The sequence below is a fragment of the Atopomonas sediminilitoris genome (assembly GCF_022601735.1).
GTDB classification, from domain to species: Bacteria; Pseudomonadota; Gammaproteobacteria; order Pseudomonadales; family Pseudomonadaceae; genus Atopomonas; species Atopomonas sediminilitoris.
In genome coordinates this window covers 23,340-38,881 of sequence record NZ_JAKUMM010000006.1, presented here as the reverse complement: position 1 = coordinate 38,881, position 15,542 = coordinate 23,340, and the positions used below count along the sequence as shown (strand labels likewise).

The 15,542-nt window shown below is 55.0% G+C and carries 15 protein-coding genes, 3 tRNA genes and 1 pseudogene; 7 read left to right on the top strand and 12 right to left on the bottom strand.

Going from position 1 to position 15,542, the window contains the following annotated elements:
* Positions 1-124 precede the first annotated feature (124 nt).
* From rhlB to MKI83_RS10235, 3 genes are all read right to left on the bottom strand, one after another.
* On the bottom strand, positions 125-1,540 hold the full coding sequence (rhlB, locus tag MKI83_RS10245; RefSeq protein ID WP_241585451.1) for an ATP-dependent RNA helicase RhlB: 1,416 nt from the start codon (positions 1,538-1,540) through the stop codon (positions 125-127).
* Positions 1,541-1,663: 123 nt separating this feature from the next.
* Positions 1,664-2,605, bottom strand: a complete 942-nt coding sequence (locus MKI83_RS10240) for a GGDEF domain-containing protein (protein WP_241585450.1) — start codon at positions 2,603-2,605, stop codon at positions 1,664-1,666.
* Positions 2,606-2,723: 118 nt separating this feature from the next.
* Positions 2,724-3,392 (bottom strand): alpha/beta hydrolase, encoded by a 669-nt coding sequence (locus MKI83_RS10235; RefSeq protein ID WP_241585448.1) that lies wholly within the window; start codon positions 3,390-3,392, stop codon positions 2,724-2,726.
* Between the two features lie 560 nt (positions 3,393-3,952).
* Between MKI83_RS10235 and MKI83_RS10230 the strand changes: the two genes are divergently transcribed.
* From MKI83_RS10230 to MKI83_RS10215, 4 genes are all read left to right on the top strand, one after another.
* The gene (locus MKI83_RS10230; protein WP_241585446.1) at positions 3,953-4,981 is read left to right on the top strand and encodes an amino acid ABC transporter substrate-binding protein; all 1,029 of its coding nucleotides are present in this window, start codon (positions 3,953-3,955) and stop codon (positions 4,979-4,981) included.
* A 66-nt stretch (positions 4,982-5,047) separates the two neighbouring features.
* Positions 5,048-6,232, top strand: a complete 1,185-nt coding sequence (locus tag MKI83_RS10225; RefSeq protein WP_241585444.1) for an amino acid ABC transporter permease — start codon at positions 5,048-5,050, stop codon at positions 6,230-6,232.
* A gap of 9 nt (positions 6,233-6,241) precedes the next feature.
* Entirely contained in the window at positions 6,242-7,336 is a 1,095-nt protein-coding gene (locus MKI83_RS10220; protein WP_241585442.1) for an amino acid ABC transporter permease, read from the top strand.
* An 11-nt stretch (positions 7,337-7,347) separates the two neighbouring features.
* On the top strand, positions 7,348-8,112 hold the full coding sequence (locus tag MKI83_RS10215) for an amino acid ABC transporter ATP-binding protein (RefSeq protein WP_241585440.1): 765 nt from the start codon (positions 7,348-7,350) through the stop codon (positions 8,110-8,112).
* Between the two features lie 59 nt (positions 8,113-8,171).
* Here MKI83_RS10215 and MKI83_RS10210 read toward each other — a convergent pair whose 3' ends face one another.
* Complete coding sequence (locus tag MKI83_RS10210; protein WP_241585438.1) at positions 8,172-8,603, bottom strand: Z-ring associated ZapG family protein; 432 nt, start codon at positions 8,601-8,603, stop codon at positions 8,172-8,174.
* Between the two features lie 117 nt (positions 8,604-8,720).
* Between MKI83_RS10210 and MKI83_RS10205 the strand changes: the two genes are divergently transcribed.
* The 3 genes and pseudogenes from MKI83_RS10205 to MKI83_RS10195 all read left to right on the top strand — a co-directional run.
* Positions 8,721-9,350 carry an alpha/beta hydrolase gene (locus tag MKI83_RS10205; protein WP_241585436.1) on the top strand — a complete coding sequence of 210 codons (630 nt, stop codon included), beginning with the start codon at positions 8,721-8,723 and terminating at the stop codon, positions 9,348-9,350.
* Between the two features lie 94 nt (positions 9,351-9,444).
* Positions 9,445-10,539, top strand: coding sequence for a cell division protein ZapE (zapE, locus tag MKI83_RS10200; RefSeq protein WP_241585434.1), 1,095 nt, complete (start codon positions 9,445-9,447; stop codon positions 10,537-10,539).
* A gap of 195 nt (positions 10,540-10,734) precedes the next feature.
* A pseudogene (locus MKI83_RS10195) lies at positions 10,735-11,117 on the top strand (transposase); the annotation flags it as partial.
* Between the two features lie 137 nt (positions 11,118-11,254).
* On the opposite strand, the gene MKI83_RS10190 reads toward MKI83_RS10195, so the two are convergent.
* From MKI83_RS10190 to MKI83_RS10155, 8 genes are all read right to left on the bottom strand, one after another.
* Positions 11,255-11,635: a DUF7079 family protein gene (locus MKI83_RS10190; protein WP_241585433.1), complete on the bottom strand. Its 381-nt coding sequence runs from the start codon at positions 11,633-11,635 to the stop codon at positions 11,255-11,257.
* A gap of 81 nt (positions 11,636-11,716) precedes the next feature.
* Positions 11,717-11,793, bottom strand: a tRNA-Met gene (locus MKI83_RS10185).
* 80 nt (positions 11,794-11,873) lie between these two features.
* On the bottom strand, positions 11,874-12,974 hold the full coding sequence (gene ychF / locus MKI83_RS10180) for a redox-regulated ATPase YchF (protein ID WP_241585431.1): 1,101 nt from the start codon (positions 12,972-12,974) through the stop codon (positions 11,874-11,876).
* A 42-nt stretch (positions 12,975-13,016) separates the two neighbouring features.
* Positions 13,017-13,601: an aminoacyl-tRNA hydrolase gene (gene pth / locus MKI83_RS10175; RefSeq protein WP_241585428.1), complete on the bottom strand. Its 585-nt coding sequence runs from the start codon at positions 13,599-13,601 to the stop codon at positions 13,017-13,019.
* A 32-nt stretch (positions 13,602-13,633) separates the two neighbouring features.
* A complete protein-coding gene (locus MKI83_RS10170) occupies positions 13,634-14,290 on the bottom strand; it encodes a 50S ribosomal protein L25/general stress protein Ctc (RefSeq protein ID WP_241585426.1) in 657 nt (218 codons plus the stop codon).
* Between the two features lie 92 nt (positions 14,291-14,382).
* A complete protein-coding gene (locus MKI83_RS10165; protein WP_241585424.1) occupies positions 14,383-15,324 on the bottom strand; it encodes a ribose-phosphate pyrophosphokinase in 942 nt (313 codons plus the stop codon).
* 47 nt (positions 15,325-15,371) lie between these two features.
* A tRNA-Gln gene (locus tag MKI83_RS10160) sits at positions 15,372-15,446 on the bottom strand.
* Positions 15,447-15,468: 22 nt separating this feature from the next.
* Positions 15,469-15,542 (bottom strand) — tRNA-Gln (locus tag MKI83_RS10155).

The following is a 15,542-nucleotide window of genomic DNA, read 5'->3' as shown; positions in this document are numbered from 1 at the left end:
GGACTGCGCCGCACACGAACTTCTTCTGGTTCATGGTGCCGTGCGGCTTAGGTCTTAGCATAGCGAGGTGTGCTAATTAACGCAGCAGGCAATGCAATAGCCCGGCATCGCCGGGCTATTGTGGTTATCTTTTCTGACGTGGAACGGGGGCTAACAGCTCCGGTGGCGGCATCTCGCAGGGTAGCGTGCGACCTAACTTTTCCCAGATAGGCTCGAGGGCGAAGCTGGAGTCTTCATCGGCAAAGCTGATCGAGGTGCCATTGGTGCCGGCGCGCCCTGTACGGCCAATGCGATGCACGTAATCGTCGGGCACCTCGGGCAAGGTATAGTTGATCACGTGACTGACGCCGTCGACGTGAATGCCGCGGCCGGCGACATCGGTGGCGACCAGTACGCGAATTTTACCTTCGCGAAAGCCTTCCAGTACGCGTACGCGTTTTTGCTGCGGTACATCGCCTGACATTTGTGCGGCGCTGATGCCGTCTTTGCTCAGGCGCTCTTCAATGCGGCTGACTTCAATTTTGCGGTTGGCAAACACCATCACCCGCTCCCAGCTGTTCTGGCTGATCAGGTTATACAGCAGGGTGTATTTTTCATCGCGCGACACCATGTAGACGTGTTGCTCGACGGTGTCGCTGGCGACGTTTTCTGGCTCAATTTCGACCACGGCAGGCTTAGTGGTCCATTGATCGGCCAAGTTCATGACGTCATCGGTGAAGGTGGCGGAGAAGAACAAGGTTTGCCGTTCGGCTTTGTGCGGGGTCTGCCGAATGATCTTACGCACGTCGGGGATAAAGCCCATGTCGAGCATGCGGTCGGCTTCGTCCAGCACCAACACTTCCACCATGTCGAGGTGTACGTCGCCGCGCTGATTGAAGTCCAGCAAGCGACCAGGGGTGGCAACCAGGACGTCACAATAACGTGCTTCCAGTTGCTTACGCTGGCGCTCGAAGTCCATGCCGCCCACCATGGCGACCACGTTTAGGCCGCAAAACTGAGTCAGGCCCTCGGCGTCTTTGGCAATCTGCATCACCAGTTCGCGGGTCGGGGCAATGATCAGCGCGCGGGGCTCGCCCATATAGCGCTCGGCCGGTGGCGGCAATTGCAGCAATTGGGTGATGGTGGAAACCAAAAACGCGGCGGTCTTGCCGGTGCCGGTTTGCGCACGGCCAATAGCGTCGCGACCTTTTAGGGTGAAGCCTAAAACTTGCGCTTGAATCGGCGTGCAGTACTGAAAGCCTTCGTTATGGATGGCTTGCATCAGTGGCAGCGGCAGATTGAAGTCGTGAAAACGGGTTTTGCCTTCGGCCGGTTCAACGGGGAACTGATCCAAGGTCCACGGCGTTTGATCCTTGGTGGCGGCGCTGCTGTTGCGCGAACGGCTGCGGCGTTTCTTGGGTTTGCTGGCAGCGTTGTCCGTGCGCGAGGCTTGTTCTGGGGCGCTGTTGGACTGGGTGTCTGCCTTAGGGCTCTGCGGGTTGGCGCTGGTGTCAGCGTCGGCAGCAGGCTTGCCGATGATCTTTTTCAGTGCTTTGAGCACGGGCTTCTCTATGTAATTGGTTTATGACTGGCGCAGTGTAAGGCATTTACGGGCCAGCGCGCAGTAGTTGGGCGTTTGCGCGGTGTTTTCGTGGCGTGGTTAGCGTTGTTAATTATGTGCTGATTAGGCGCGGCAAAGGCGGTTACGCCCGCCTTCTTTGGCGCGGTATAGCGCACGATCGGCGCGACTGATCAGGCTGATCAATGAGTCACCAGTGCGCATCTGGGCGATGCCAATCGAGGCGGTGACGCCGGGTAGGGTGCCCATTGGGCAGTGGAACTCCGTGGTGCTGGCGAGGCGTTTGCGCAGGCGTTTGCCCACCGAGGTGGATTCGCGAGCGCTAAGCTCCGGCAGAAGAATGACAAATTCTTCGCCGCCAAAGCGCGCGATGCTGTCGGTGGGGCGTAACTCGCGGCGTAAAATGTCGGCGACCAGCATCAAGGCAAAGTCACCGGCAATATGGCCGTGTTGATCGTTGTAATCCTTAAAAAAGTCGACATCTAAAATCAGCAAGTTGAGCGGTAAGTTGTCATAGCCACAGCGGCCGCTTTCTCGCTCATAAATATCTTCCAGCCGACGGCGATTAAATAGCCCGGTTAGGCTGTCGATATTGGCGTGACGCTCGCTATTTTGCAGGCTCTGATTACTTAGCCGTAGGCGCGCGCTGAGTAGCCTTAGCAGGTTAAGGCACAGCTGAGGGGAGGCTTGTATGAGGTCGTTCAGGGCGCCTTGGTCGAGGCGCAACAGCTCGCAAGTGCCATTGCTGATTACGTAAGCGCACGGGTTTTGTTCTTCAAGCCAGCTCAGTTCACCACAGCAACTGCCGGGCTTGAGGATGGCGATCGGCACGCTTTCGCTGGGGCCGTGCACAACGCGCATTTCCCCTTGCAGCAGAATATATAAGTAGTGATTGGCCTTGCTCGGCGACAGCAAAGAGGTGTTACCGGCGATGGTAATCGCTTCGGTGTGAGCGCTCAGGGTGCGTAAGGCACCCATGGACAGGCCTTGAAAAACTTCCGTCTGCTGCAGTTGCGCAAGCAGTGTTTCCCAATTAGCGCAGGACATGTCGGCCTCGCTCACGATTTTTAGATTTTTGAAGAAGGGTTGGTTGGCTAAAAGCCATCAGGAAAGCTTGGTTCAGCAAGTTGATTCTGGCAAATGACCGCCCGACGAGCGGTTTGCTTTAGCTCAGCCGTTGCGAAAGCCAGTCTTGTAGAGGGGCGATGCAGGGGGTGGGTACTTCATGTGCGCCATTGTGCTGATAAGCCTGCACGTTGACGCCTGCTGCGGCCATTGTCTGACAGGCTTGCTGGCCCAAGGCATGAGGCACTACGTCGTCTTGCTGGCCATGAAAGTACAGTACGGGTGTTTGGCAAAGGTGGGCTTGGCAGACTGCATCCGGAACATCGGGCAGATAAGTTGAAAGGCCGATGACGCCCGTCACCGGTCGCTTGAGCGTGCGCAAGGCAGTGTGCAGCACCACCGCGCCGCCCTGTGAAAAGCCCGCCAAGAGAATGCGCTCTCTGGCGATGCCGGCTTGTTCCTGTTCACCGATCAGCGCCTCGAGATAGTCGCTGCATTCCGCCAGATGGGTTGGATTAACTTGGCGCGCTGGCATTAAGGCAAGAATGTCGTACCACGCCGGCATCACCCAGCCGCCGTTCATGGTCACAGGGCGATTTGGGGCCTGTGGCAGCACGCAGCGCAAGGCAATGTGCTTGGGTAAGACGAGGTTGCGCAGTAATGGCTCAAAGTCAAAGCGGTCTGCGCCAAGGCCGTGCAGCCAAATCAAGCAAGCATTAGCGCTGGTTGAAGGTTCAATGAGTAGAGGCGGTGTTATGAAAGGCTGCATAAATTTTATTTTCACAATGTTGTGGGTCAAGTTTGGCCTGCGCTAGGGCATGCTTTTAAATAAACACGTTAAATCTGTAACAAAATGTCGCGCTGGCCTAAATAACGACCAAATTAGCCCTTTTTTCTAATTACGATTGCGGCGTAACGTATAAGAGTTTAGCTGCTCTTGAGGTTTTTTTGCTTGTGGATCAGTGCCTTAGTTTGACTGCTTGGGCGCGGTTGGCAGGCAAGTTGCCTAGATCAATGCAGGCTAAGCGGTGGCCATGCTTAACATGCGTACTGGCTGCTGATTCAGCGAAGTGCAGTGGTTGTTGCGTAACACTGGGGGTGTTACGTCTGAGTGACTTGGTGGCATTGAGTCGCGGCAATAACTGGGCTTGAAAGCATGTGAGCAGGATATTTCATGATTCTGCGCACTTGGGCGTCTTGCTGTTTGCTTACCCCAGTCTAGACTCCCATGCAGGATATCCATTGCGGAGCACACCTTCGCCGCTCGCCCCACAAGGGCACGCTTTGGAATCTTTACTCCATAAATGACAATAAGGATTGGAGGTACTAATGAAATTCGCCAAAACGACCTTGGCTGCACTGGCTGCTGCTGTAACCCTGGGTGTATCCGTTCAGGCTCAAGCAGGTACTACGCTGGATGCGGTCAAAGCCAAAGGCTTTGTTCAGTGCGGCATCAGTGATGGTCTGCCGGGTTTCTCTTACGCCGACTCTAAAGGCCAGTACATTGGTCTGGACGTTGATGTTTGCCGCGCCGTAGCCGCTGCCCTGTTTGGTGACGCGACTAAGGTGAAGTACACCCCCTTGACCGCTAAAGAGCGCTTTACTGCGCTGCAGTCTGGTGAAGTTGATGTGCTTTCGCGCAACACCACGTGGACCAGTTCGCGTGATGCGGCCATGGGCTTGAACTTCGCTGGCGTGAACTACTACGACGGTCAAGGCTTCTTGGTTAATAAGAAGCTGGGCGTTACCAGTGCCAAGGAGCTTGATGGTGCGGCTGTTTGTATCCAGGCCGGTACCACCACTGAGTTGAACCTGGCGGACTACTTCCGCGCTGGCAACATGAAGTACACCCCAATCACTTATGATAAGTCTGACGAAAGCGCCAAGGCGCTGGAAGCCGGCCGTTGTGACGTGCTGACCTCTGACCAATCGCAGCTGTATGCACAGCGCATCAAGCTGGCCAAGCCTGACGATTATGTCGTGCTGCCAGAAGTGATCTCTAAAGAGCCACTGGGCCCCGCCGTGCGTCAAGGTGATGCTGATTGGTTCAATATCGTGAAGTGGTCGCTGTTTGCCATGGTTAACGCTGAAGAAATGGGCGTAACTTCTGCCAACGTTGAAGACCTCGCGAAAAACTCAACTAACCCTGACGTGCGTCGCCTGTTGGGCGCTGAGGGTGAGTTCGGTAAAGATCTGAAGCTGCCGCAAGATTGGGCTGTGCAGATCGTTAAGCAAGTCGGTAACTACGGTGAAACTTTCGACCGTAACGTAGGCGCAGGTTCTGATCTGAAGATCGCCCGTGGCCTCAACGACCTGTGGAACAAAGGCGGCCTGCAATACGCTCCGCCGGTCCGCTAAGACCAAGCACGCCACCGTTGCCCTTGCGGCGGTGGCGTTTTTGTTTTCTGGTTTTCGAGGGCTGTTATGCAACCTAATGCCAATAGCCCGCGTGTGACGGGGTCACTATTAACTGACCCAAAGTTCCGCGCGTGGATCTTTCAGATACTGGCCGTTATTGCGGTGATTGCCGCCGGTTGGTACTTGTTCAATAACACTCAGCACAATTTGAATTCGCGGGGCATCTCCTCGGGTTTCGGCTTCTTGCAACAAAGTGCTGGTTTCGGAATTTTGCAATCCCTGGTCGATTACACCGAAAGTGACAGCTACGCCCGTGTGTTTGTCATTGGCTTGCTGAACACCTTGTTGGTGTCGGTCTTGGGGATTGTTTTCGCTACGCTCTTGGGCTTTTTACTGGGGGTGGCGCGCTTGTCGCACAACTGGCTGATTAGCAAGTTGGCGACTTTATATATTGAGATCTTCCGCAACATTCCGCCGTTGTTGCAGATTTTCTTCTGGTACTTCGCAGTGCTGCGAAATGTGCCAGGGCCACGGCAAAGTTTGGATGTTGGGGAAACAGTGTTCCTCAATATTCGCGGCCTCTACTTGCCGTCGCCAACGCCGACGGAAGGGTTCTGGGCGGCATTGGCCGCTTTCATCGTGGCAGCTGTTATCAGTATTTATATTGGTATTAAGGCGAAGCAGCGCCGTGAGGCCACAGGCCGGCGTTTCCCCGTTCTGCTCACAACACTGGGCTTGCTGTTTGGTTTGCCGACGATTGTTGGCCTGCTGTTTGGCAATCCGTTTGTTTGGGAGATGCCGGAGCTGAAAGGCTTTAACTTCCAAGGCGGATTTGTGGTGATTCCGGAATTGGTGGCGCTGACGTTAGCGTTATCCATCTACACCGCAGCCTTCATTGCTGAGATTGTGCGTGCCGGCATTATGTCGGTGAGCCACGGGCAAACCGAGGCGGCCGATTCGCTAGGATTGCGCCGTGGTGTCACGTTGCGTTTGGTGATTATTCCTCAAGCGCTGCGGGTGATTATTCCACCGCTAACCAGCCAGTACTTGAACTTGGCGAAGAACTCATCGTTGGCGGCGGCTATTGGTTACCCAGACTTGGTGTCGCTGTTTGCCGGTACGGTGCTTAACCAAACCGGTCAGGCGATTGAAACGATTTCCATCACCATGAGTGTTTACTTGGCGATCAGCTTGGCTATTTCTCTGCTGATGAACTCGTATAACAAGCGCATGGCCTTGGTCGAGCGATAAGGAGTGACGATGCAAACTCATACCTTCAAGCCCGATCAGCCACCACCAAGTTTGTCGGTGGGGCCCATCGCTTGGCTGCGAAATAATTTGTTCTCTAATTGGTTTAATAGCCTGCTAACGTTGTTTGCTATTTACCTATTGATCCTGATGGTGCCGCCGGCCCTGCAATGGAGCATCTTCGATGCAAACTGGAGCGGTACTACCCGCACCGATTGCACCGCCGAGGGCGCCTGTTGGGTGTTTGTGCAGCAGCATATCTCCCAGTTTATGTACGGCTTTTATCCGGAGCAGTTACGTTGGCGGGTGGATTTAACCGCGTGGGCAGCCATCCTCGGTGCTGCGCCGCTGTTTATCCCAGCGATGCCACGTAAAGCCTTGTACGGTTTGGCCTACTTGGTGATTTATCCGCTGCTGGCGTTCTGGCTGCTCTACGGTGGCTTTGGTCTCGACATCGTCGAAACCAGCCAGTGGGGCGGCTTGATGCTGACCTTGGTGATTGCTGTGGTGGGTATTGCCGGCGCTATGCCGCTAGGCATTTTGCTAGCGCTGGGCCGTCGCTCAGATATGCCGGCAATCAAGGTGTTGTGCGTCACCTTTATCGAGTTCTGGCGCGGTGTGCCGCTGATTACCGTGCTGTTTATGTCTTCGGTAATGCTGCCGTTCTTCCTGCCTGAGGGCATGAGCTTCGATAAGCTGCTGCGCGCCTTGATCGGCATCATCTTGTTCCAGTCCGCCTACATGGCGGAGGTGGTGCGCGGTGGTTTGCAAGCCATTCCTAAGGGGCAGTATGAAGCAGCCGCTGCAGTGGGTTTGGGCTATTGGCGCATGATGGGCTTAGTGATTTTGCCGCAGGCGTTGAAGCTGGTGATTCCCGGCATCGTGAACACCTTTATTGCGCTGTTTAAAGACACCAGCTTGGTGATCATCATCGGCTTGTTTGACCTGTTCACCATCATCCACCAGGCAACGGTGAACCCACAATGGTTGGGCTTTGCCACCGAGGGCTACGTGTTTGCGGCTCTGGTGTTCTGGATTTTCTGTTTTGGTATGTCCCGTTACAGCATGCACCTTGAGCGCAAGCTGCATACTGGGCACAAGCGTTAGGAGTCGGTGTTATGAGTGACGCTGCAAATAAAAAAGAAGTACAAGAACCCGCCATCATCATGCAGGGCGTGAACAAGTGGTACGGCCAGTTTCATGTGCTTAAAGACATCAACCTAGAAGTCCAACCGGGTGAGCGCATTGTGTTGTGCGGCCCGTCGGGTTCGGGCAAGTCAACCACGATTCGTTGCTTGAATCGTTTGGAAGAGCATCAGCAAGGCCGCATTGTTGTCGACGGCGTGGAGCTGACGTCTGACCTTAAGCAGATCGAAGCCATTCGCCGTGAAGTGGGCATGGTGTTTCAGCACTTCAACTTGTTTCCGCATCTGACGGTGCTGCAAAACTGCACGCTGGCGCCGATGTGGGTGCGTAAGATGCCTAAGCGCAAAGCCGAAGAAGTGGCGATGCACTTCTTAGAGCGGGTCCGCATCCCTGAGCAAGCTCACAAGTATCCGGGGCAGTTGTCGGGCGGTCAGCAGCAGCGTGTGGCGATTGCCCGTGCGCTGTGCATGAAGCCAAAAATCATGTTGTTCGATGAGCCAACCTCGGCCCTTGACCCGGAAATGGTTAAAGAAGTGCTCGATACCATGATTGAGTTGGCTGAAAGCGGTATGACCATGCTGTGCGTCACCCACGAAATGGGCTTTGCCCGCACAGTGGCTGATCGGGTGATCTTTATGGATCGCGGTGAAGTCATTGAGCAGGCTGCACCCAACACCTTCTTTGATAATCCGCAGAATGAGCGCACTAAACTGTTCCTTGGACAGATTTTGCACTGAGTGATCAAAGCACTAAAAAGCCCCGCATTGCGGGGCTTTTTAGTGTCTGCAGTTATTGGCTAAGCGTTTTGCTTGGCAGTGCTGTGCTCTGACAGTGCGCCCGGCGCTTGTGGGTCTTTGGGGGCGTAGTCTTTGGGTGCCTCAGTGCTTACGCTGGTGTCGCGTTTGCCTTTGGGGGCTTCGCTTTTTAGTGCCGCAATCAAACGCTGGCGGGTTATCTCGTCTAGCGCAAGGCGGTTAGCACTGCTGTTAAGGTGATCTTGCACGTCTTGATAACTCTTGGTCAGCTTTTTAACCAAGCTAGCGGTGGTGTTGAAGTGAGTGACCACCTCATGTTGGTAATCGCTGAATTGTTCCTGCAGGTCTTCCAGGCGTTGTTGAACCTTGCCTGAAGCACCGCCGGGGATGAAGCGGCCTAATACAAAACCTATGCCCAAGCCCAGCACCAAGGTGGCTCCGGGAATAAACCAGGTGGATAAAGTCTCTTCCACGATGTTTTCCTCAATCTGTCGTACAGCCTAACGGTAACCCTGATCTACATGGCAGTATAGCGGGCTCTATGCCAGCTAGACGCCGGTTTTAGCCTATCAAGTCACGGAGAATTCCACTTGGCAAGCGAACAAGCCTTGTTAATCGATGGTGCAGTAGGTCCATTGCAGGCCCTGTATCAACCCTGCGAAGCCCCACGCGCCGTGCTGTTGATTTGCCATCCGCATCCGTTATTCGGCGGTAGCATGCTGAATAAGGTCGTCAGTACGGTGCAGCGCACCGCGCGTGATTTGTCCTTGGTTACCCTGCGTTTTAATTTTCGCGGTGTTGGTCAAAGTGCCGGTGAGCATGCCGGTGGCGAAGGCGAGATTGATGACGCCGCTGCGGCGTTGACGTGGCTGCGTGAGCAGCACCCGACGCTGCCTATCTATTTGGCTGGATTCTCTTTCGGCTCATGTGTGGCTGCCTGTTTGGCGGGGCGGATGGAGTCCGCAGGCATCGCCATTGAGCGTTTAATCATGCTGGCACCACCGGTTGAGCGGTTTTCCGTGGATGGCCGCTTGCCCAGTCGTAGCCGCTTTACCGTGATTCAACCCGAAGACGATGAGGTCGTGACGCCGCAACGGGTCTACGACTGGTCTGCCAGGTTAGCGATTGAGCATGAGTTGTTGCGCGTGCCGGCCTGCAGTCACTTTTTTCATGGCAAGTTGGTCGAACTAAAAGACCTGTTATTGTCGCGATTGAGCTGATTGGCCAGCTGGTGATGGGTAGGTAATGCCTGATTTGCCAAGGCCGTCTTAGGCGAGTAAATTGTCCGCCCCTTGTCATCACCAGAGCTCGCTCATGACGCCTATCGAGCGCTATCGCGCGGATCTCGAACGCCCGGATTTCGTTTTTGACGCTGCCCAAGAACAGGCAGTAAAGCACTTGCAGCGCTTGTACGACGACTTAGTCGCTGCCGAGCAGCAACGCAGCTCGTTGCTCAATAAGCTTTTTGCGCGCAAAGCCAAACAGCCGGTTAAAGGTCTGTATTTTTGGGGCGGGGTGGGCCGCGGTAAAACGTACTTAGTCGATACCTTCTTCGATGCGTTGCCCTTTGAGCAAAAAACGCGCACGCACTTCCATCGCTTTATGAAGCGCGTGCATGACGAACTCAAACAGTTAAAAGATCAAAAGAACCCACTGAAAATCATTGCGGCGCAATTTGCGGGTGAATCGCGGGTCATTTGCTTTGACGAGTTTTTTGTCTCTGATATCGCCGATGCGATGATTTTGGCCACCTTGATGCAGGAGTTGTTTGCGCTGGGGGTTAGCCTAGTGGCGACCTCCAATATTGTGCCGGACGGCCTGTATAAAGACGGCTTACAGCGTGCACGGTTTTTGCCAGCGATTGCACTGCTTAAAGAACATACCGAAATCGTGAATGTCGACAGTGGCGTCGACTATCGCTTGCGTGCGCTGGAGCAGGCGGAGATTTACCACTGGCCGCTTGGTCAGGAGGCTGACGATAGCCTTAACGCAAGTTTTATGAGCTTGATTCCCGATGCCGAGCACATCACCGAGGGTGAAGTGCTTATGATTGAAAATCGCGGCATTAATACGCGCAAAGTGGCAGATGACGTGGCTTGGTTTGACTTCCGCGCGCTCTGCGATGGCCCGCGCAGCCAAAACGATTACATCGAGCTGGCTAAAGAGTTCCACGCCGTGCTGTTGTCGAATGTGGAGCAAATGAGCGTGGCGACGGATGATATCGCTCGACGCTTTATCAACTTGGTCGATGAATTTTACGATCGCAACGTCAAGCTGATTATTTCTGGCGAGGTAGCACTGAAGGACCTCTACACCGGTGGGCGTTTAGAGTTTGAATTTCAGCGCACCTTGAGCCGCTTGTTGGAAATGCAGTCGCACGAGTACTTAGCACGCCCGCACAAGCCGTAAGACGGAACCTGCTGACATCCTGCGATACGCCTTCGCCGGTCATTACTAATGGCCGGGGAGGGCGTCCTCATGCTGCACTTGTCTTTTCAGCGTTGAGGCGCTTTGCGCTCTACTGCGCTTTGACTCGCCAAAGCTCTAATCTTATCCACCTGCAGTGGGCGTCTCGTTAAGCGATAAACTACCGCGATGTGAGCCATGGCCAGACACTCCAGCGACATGAAAAAAACCGCATGCCCGCCACTCTCAGGCCCACAAAGATGAGGCGCGGGCTCTGGCGGAGCGCATTGGTGTTAGCAAAACAGCCAGTCAGTTAGGCCTGCATGCCCCCAGCTTTATGGCTGGCGTAGCAAGCAGCAACACCAACTCAATAGCAGTGCGCGTGAGTTATCGCTGACTGAAGTGAACGCCCGTCTTAAGCGCCAACTGGCAGAGCAAGCTGAGGCGCTGGCCATCGTAAAAAAGGCCGCGGCGTACTTTGCCAAGCACCACAAGTGAGGTGCGCCTTTTTGCGCTGCAACCGGTCACTATTCAACGTATTTGCTATGTGCCGCGTGTTTGGCGTGGCGCGTAGCGGTTATTAAGGCTGGCTCGTTAGCAAGCCCTCGGTGGGGCTGCAAAAACGCCAAGAGGTTGATGACCGGCACTTCGCCCAAGCCTTTGGCGCCAGTGCAGGTGCAAAGTCAGAAGCCGCTGATTGATAAGGGGGAGCGTAACGCTACGGACTCTTTCTGATTCGCTCTGCTTTGATTGCGTTGGCAATCTCTAGCCACTCTTCTGCAAAGTACTTGCGTAAAAATTTCAGCTTAATCTGCTTAGTGAAGCGGCTAAGTACCGTGTGCTTTTGGTTGCGGTTTTGACGGATTTCAGCGGCTAGGCTTTCTGGGTCAAAAGCTGCCCAGATCGAAGGGATGACTGAAAAAGCATTGCCAGCACACGCTGGAGCCACTTCAGTGAAAAAAATCTGCTCCAGAACGGGTAAGGGGTACTGACTCACCTGCTTGGCGATGTAATGGAAGTCCACTTCATTGTCGACAAAGGCATCTGAGAACGCAGTCCAGATATGTATTTGTTCGTCAGGGCTAAAGGCGTCATCCATGTTGCGACCCTACGTAGTCACTTCGTAGTCACTTCCCCATAACGAACAAAGGCCTACCCGAAGGTAAGCCTTTGTTTTATATGGTAGCAACGAGTGGACTTGAACCACCGACCCCAGCATTATGAATGCCGTGCTCTAACCAACTGAGCTACGTTGCCGCAATGGCGCGCATTATTCGTATCTTGGTGGGGTGTGTCAACCCTTTGTTTTTACAAATAATGCTTTTTCGATCAATTGCTTAGACGTTGAAGCGGAAGTGCATCACGTCGCCGTCTTTGACGATGTATTCCTTGCCTTCTAAGCGCCACTTGCCGGCTTCTTTAGCGCCTGACTCGCCTTGGTATTGGATGAAGTCGTTGTAGCCGACCACTTCGGCGCGGATAAAGCCCTTTTCGAAGTCGGTGTGGATGACGGCGGCGGCTTTAGGGGCGGTGGCGCCGACTTGCACGGTCCATGCGCGCACTTCTTTGACGCCGGCGGTGAAGTAGGTCTGTAGGTTGAGTAGTTCGTAGCCGGCGCGAATTACGCGGTTTAGGCCCGGTTCTTCCATGCCCATGGACTCAAGAAACATTTGCTTCTCTTCGTCGTCATCTAATTCGGCAATTTCGGATTCGATTTTGTTGCACACCGGGACGACCACGGCGCCTTCTTCGGCGGCGATGGCGGTGACGATGTCCAGGTGTGGGTTGTTGTCGAAGCCGTCTTCGCTGACGTTGGCGATGTACATGACGGGTTTGCTGGTCAGCAGGTGAAAGCTGCGGGCGAGGGCGCGCTCGTCGTCAGCGAGGGTTTTCAGCAGGCTGCGGGCAGGTTTGCCAGCTTCAAAATGGGGGATCAGTTTTTCTAGCAGCGCTTTTTGTGCAACGGCGTCTTTGTCGCCGCCTTTGGCGTTGCGGGTGACACGCTGCAGCTGCTTTTCGCAGCTTTCGAGGTCGGCGAAGATCAGCTCTAGGTCGATCACTTCGATGTCGCGCTTGGGGTTTACGCTGTTAGAAACATGGATGACGTTGTCGTCTTCGAAACAGCGTACTACGTGGGCGATGGCGTCGGTTTCGCGGATGTTGGCCAAAAACTTGTTGCCCAAGCCTTCGCCTTTGCTGGCGCCTTCAACCAAGCCGGCAATGTCGACGAACTCCATGCTGGTGGGGATTACGCGCTCAGGCTTAACGATAGCTGCCAGTGCATTCAGGCGTGCATCGGGCATGGGGACGATGCCGCTGTTGGGCTCGATGGTGCAGAAGGGGAAGTTTTCTGCGCCGATGCCAGCTTTGGTCAGGGCATTGAACAGGGTTGATTTGCCGACGTTGGGTAGGCCGACGATGCCGCAGTTAAATCCCATGGTGTGTTCCTCCGCCGGATGGCGTAACTGGCAAGGGTGAAATCAAGCTTTTTGGCTGTGCAGGCGGCTCATGGCCGTTTTGCTGTCGCCATTAAGCAGTAGGGGTAGTATGGCCAAGCTGTTGTCGATGCTGGCCTCAATGCGTTCTTGCTCGTTGCGTGGTGCGCGGCCGAGCACGTAGTTGGAAACCAACTTGCTATCACCGGGATGGCCAATGCCAATTCGCAGGCGTTGGAAGCTGTTTTGGTTGCCCATCTGCGCGATGATGTCGCGCAGGCCGTTGTGCCCGCCGTGTCCGCCACCTTGCTTGAGCTTGGCTACACCTGGTGGCATGTCTAACTCGTCGTGGGCGACAAGGATGCTCTCAACAGGGATGCGGAAAAAGCCAGCTAGCGCGGCGACAGATTGGCCGCTGCGGTTCATGAAGGTGGTGGGGATCAGTAGGCGAACATCCTGACCTTGGTGGTTGAATCGCCCGGTCAGGCCAAAATACTTGCGGTCGGCAGTGAGGGATATTCCCTCTGCTGCCGCCACACGTTCGACGAACCAAGCTCCGGCGTTATGCCGCGTCTGTTCGTATTCGACGCCTGGGTTGCCCAAGCCAACGATCAGTTGAATAGCGGTCACGCGCGGAGCCTAGTCGGTAACAGGCGAGCCTGTTACTCCTCGTCTTTCTTATCTTCTTCTGCTTCTGCTTCTGCTTCAGTCGGAGCTTCTTCAGTGGCAGCTTCTTCTTCCACAACACGTGGCTGGTGCACGTTAGCGATCGCCAGATCGTTGCCGTGAGTCAGTGCTAGTGCTTCAACGCCTTCCGGCAGCTTGAGGTCGGACAGGTGGATAACCTGGCCCAGCTCAACCTTGGCCATGTCGACTTCGATGAACTCCGGCAGGTTGCGCGGCAGTACTTCGATTTCCAGGTCGTTGGCAGTGTGAGAGATCGCGCCGCCTTGTTGCTTCACGCCCACGCACTCTTCTTCGTTGATGAAGTGCAGCGGTACGGTAACAGTCAGCTTCTGACCCTTCACCACGCGGATGAAGTCAACGTGAGTCACGCTGTTCTTGGCTGGGTGACGTTGCAGGTCTTTGATCAGTACGTTCTCGGTGGTGCCGTCAACTGACAGTTCCAGTACGTGCGAGAACGCTGCGTCGTTTTCCAGCAGCTTGGTCAGGTCTTTGAATACCAGGCTGATGGATTGTGGGGCTTTGTCGCCGCCGTAAACAATCGCAGGAACCAGGTTGGCGTTACGACGCAGGCGGCGGCTCGCACCTTTCCCCATGTCAGAACGCGCTTGTGCGTTAAGGGTAAAGCTAGTCATGGTAAGACTCCTAAAGTAAAACGCGCCCGTAACACTTGCGACCAGTGCGACGGGCGGCTTGGACTGCCGAGGCAGGGTTTAATCAGGCGTTGTTATCGGAACATCGCGCTGATGGATTCTTCGTTGCTGATGCGGCGCATGGCTTCGGCAATCACTGGCGCGATGTCCAGTTGGCGAATGCGTGTGCAGTTTTGCGCGGCAGCAGACAGCGGAATGGTGTTGGTCACCACCAGCTCATCGAGAGCGGAATTGTCCAGGTTCTCGATAGCGCGGCCGGATAATACCGGATGCGTGGCGTAAGCGCAGACTTTATTCGCGCCAAAATCTTTCAGCGCCTTAGCCGCATGACACAGGGTGCCGGCGGTATCGACCATGTCATCGACCAAGATACAGGTGCGATTTTGCACGTCACCGATGATGTGCATGACTTCTGATTGGTTGGCTTTGGGGCGGCGCTTGTCGATGATCGCCAGGTCTACGCCAAGGCTCTTGGCTACGGCGCGGGCGCGAACGACGCCGCCGATATCCGGCGACACGATCATCAGGTTGTCAAAGCGTTGGGCTTGGATGTCATCAACCAGCGTGGGCGAACCGTAAATGTTGTCCACGGGGATGTCGAAGAAGCCTTGGATCTGGTCGGCGTGCAGGTCAACCGTGAGTACACGGTTAACGCCAACCACATTGAACATGTCAGCAATGACTTTGGCGCTGATCGGTACGCGGGCGGAGCGCGGACGACGATCTTGGCGGGCGTAGCCGAAGTAAGGCACGACCGCGGTGATGCGCGTGGCTGACGAACGACGGAAGGCGTCAGCCATCACGATCAGTTCCATCAGGTTGTCATTGGTGGGCGCGCACGTAGGTTGCACGATGAACACGTCTTTACCGCGGACGTTTTCATTGATTTCTACGGCGATTTCACCATCGGAAAATTTGCCGACCGACATATCACCCATGGGGATATGCAGTTGACGAACAATTCTACGGGCTAGGTCGGGGTTGGAGTTCCCCGTGAAGACCATCATCTTGGACACGCTGCAGTACCTGTTGGGCTGACTGTCAGGGGGATGCTGGGAGAATATGGCAGGGGCGGCTGGATTCGAACCAACGCATGGCAGGATCAAAACCTGCTGCCTTACCGCTTGGCGACGCCCCTGTATCTCGTGGTTTATGTGATATGGCAGGGGCGGCTGGATTCGAACCAACGCATGGCAGGATCAAAACCTGCTGCCTTACCGCTTGGCGACGCCCC

Coding starts and splice junctions, on each gene's coding strand:
- zapE (WP_241585434.1), top strand. CDS start 9,445: ATGACGCCTATCGAGCGCTATCGCGCGGATCTCGAACGCCCGGATTTC.
- MKI83_RS10215 (WP_241585440.1), top strand. CDS start 7,348: ATGAGTGACGCTGCAAATAAAAAAGAAGTACAAGAACCCGCCATCATC.
- MKI83_RS10225 (WP_241585444.1), top strand. CDS start 5,048: ATGCAACCTAATGCCAATAGCCCGCGTGTGACGGGGTCACTATTAACT.
- MKI83_RS10230 (WP_241585446.1), top strand. CDS start 3,953: ATGAAATTCGCCAAAACGACCTTGGCTGCACTGGCTGCTGCTGTAACC.
- MKI83_RS10170 (WP_241585426.1), bottom strand. CDS start 14,290: ATGACTAGCTTTACCCTTAACGCACAAGCGCGTTCTGACATGGGGAAA.
- MKI83_RS10220 (WP_241585442.1), top strand. CDS start 6,242: ATGCAAACTCATACCTTCAAGCCCGATCAGCCACCACCAAGTTTGTCG.
- MKI83_RS10190 (WP_241585433.1), bottom strand. CDS start 11,635: ATGGATGACGCCTTTAGCCCTGACGAACAAATACATATCTGGACTGCG.
- ychF (WP_241585431.1), bottom strand. CDS start 12,974: ATGGGATTTAACTGCGGCATCGTCGGCCTACCCAACGTCGGCAAATCA.
- MKI83_RS10240 (WP_241585450.1), bottom strand. CDS start 2,605: ATGTCCTGCGCTAATTGGGAAACACTGCTTGCGCAACTGCAGCAGACG.
- MKI83_RS10235 (WP_241585448.1), bottom strand. CDS start 3,392: ATGCAGCCTTTCATAACACCGCCTCTACTCATTGAACCTTCAACCAGC.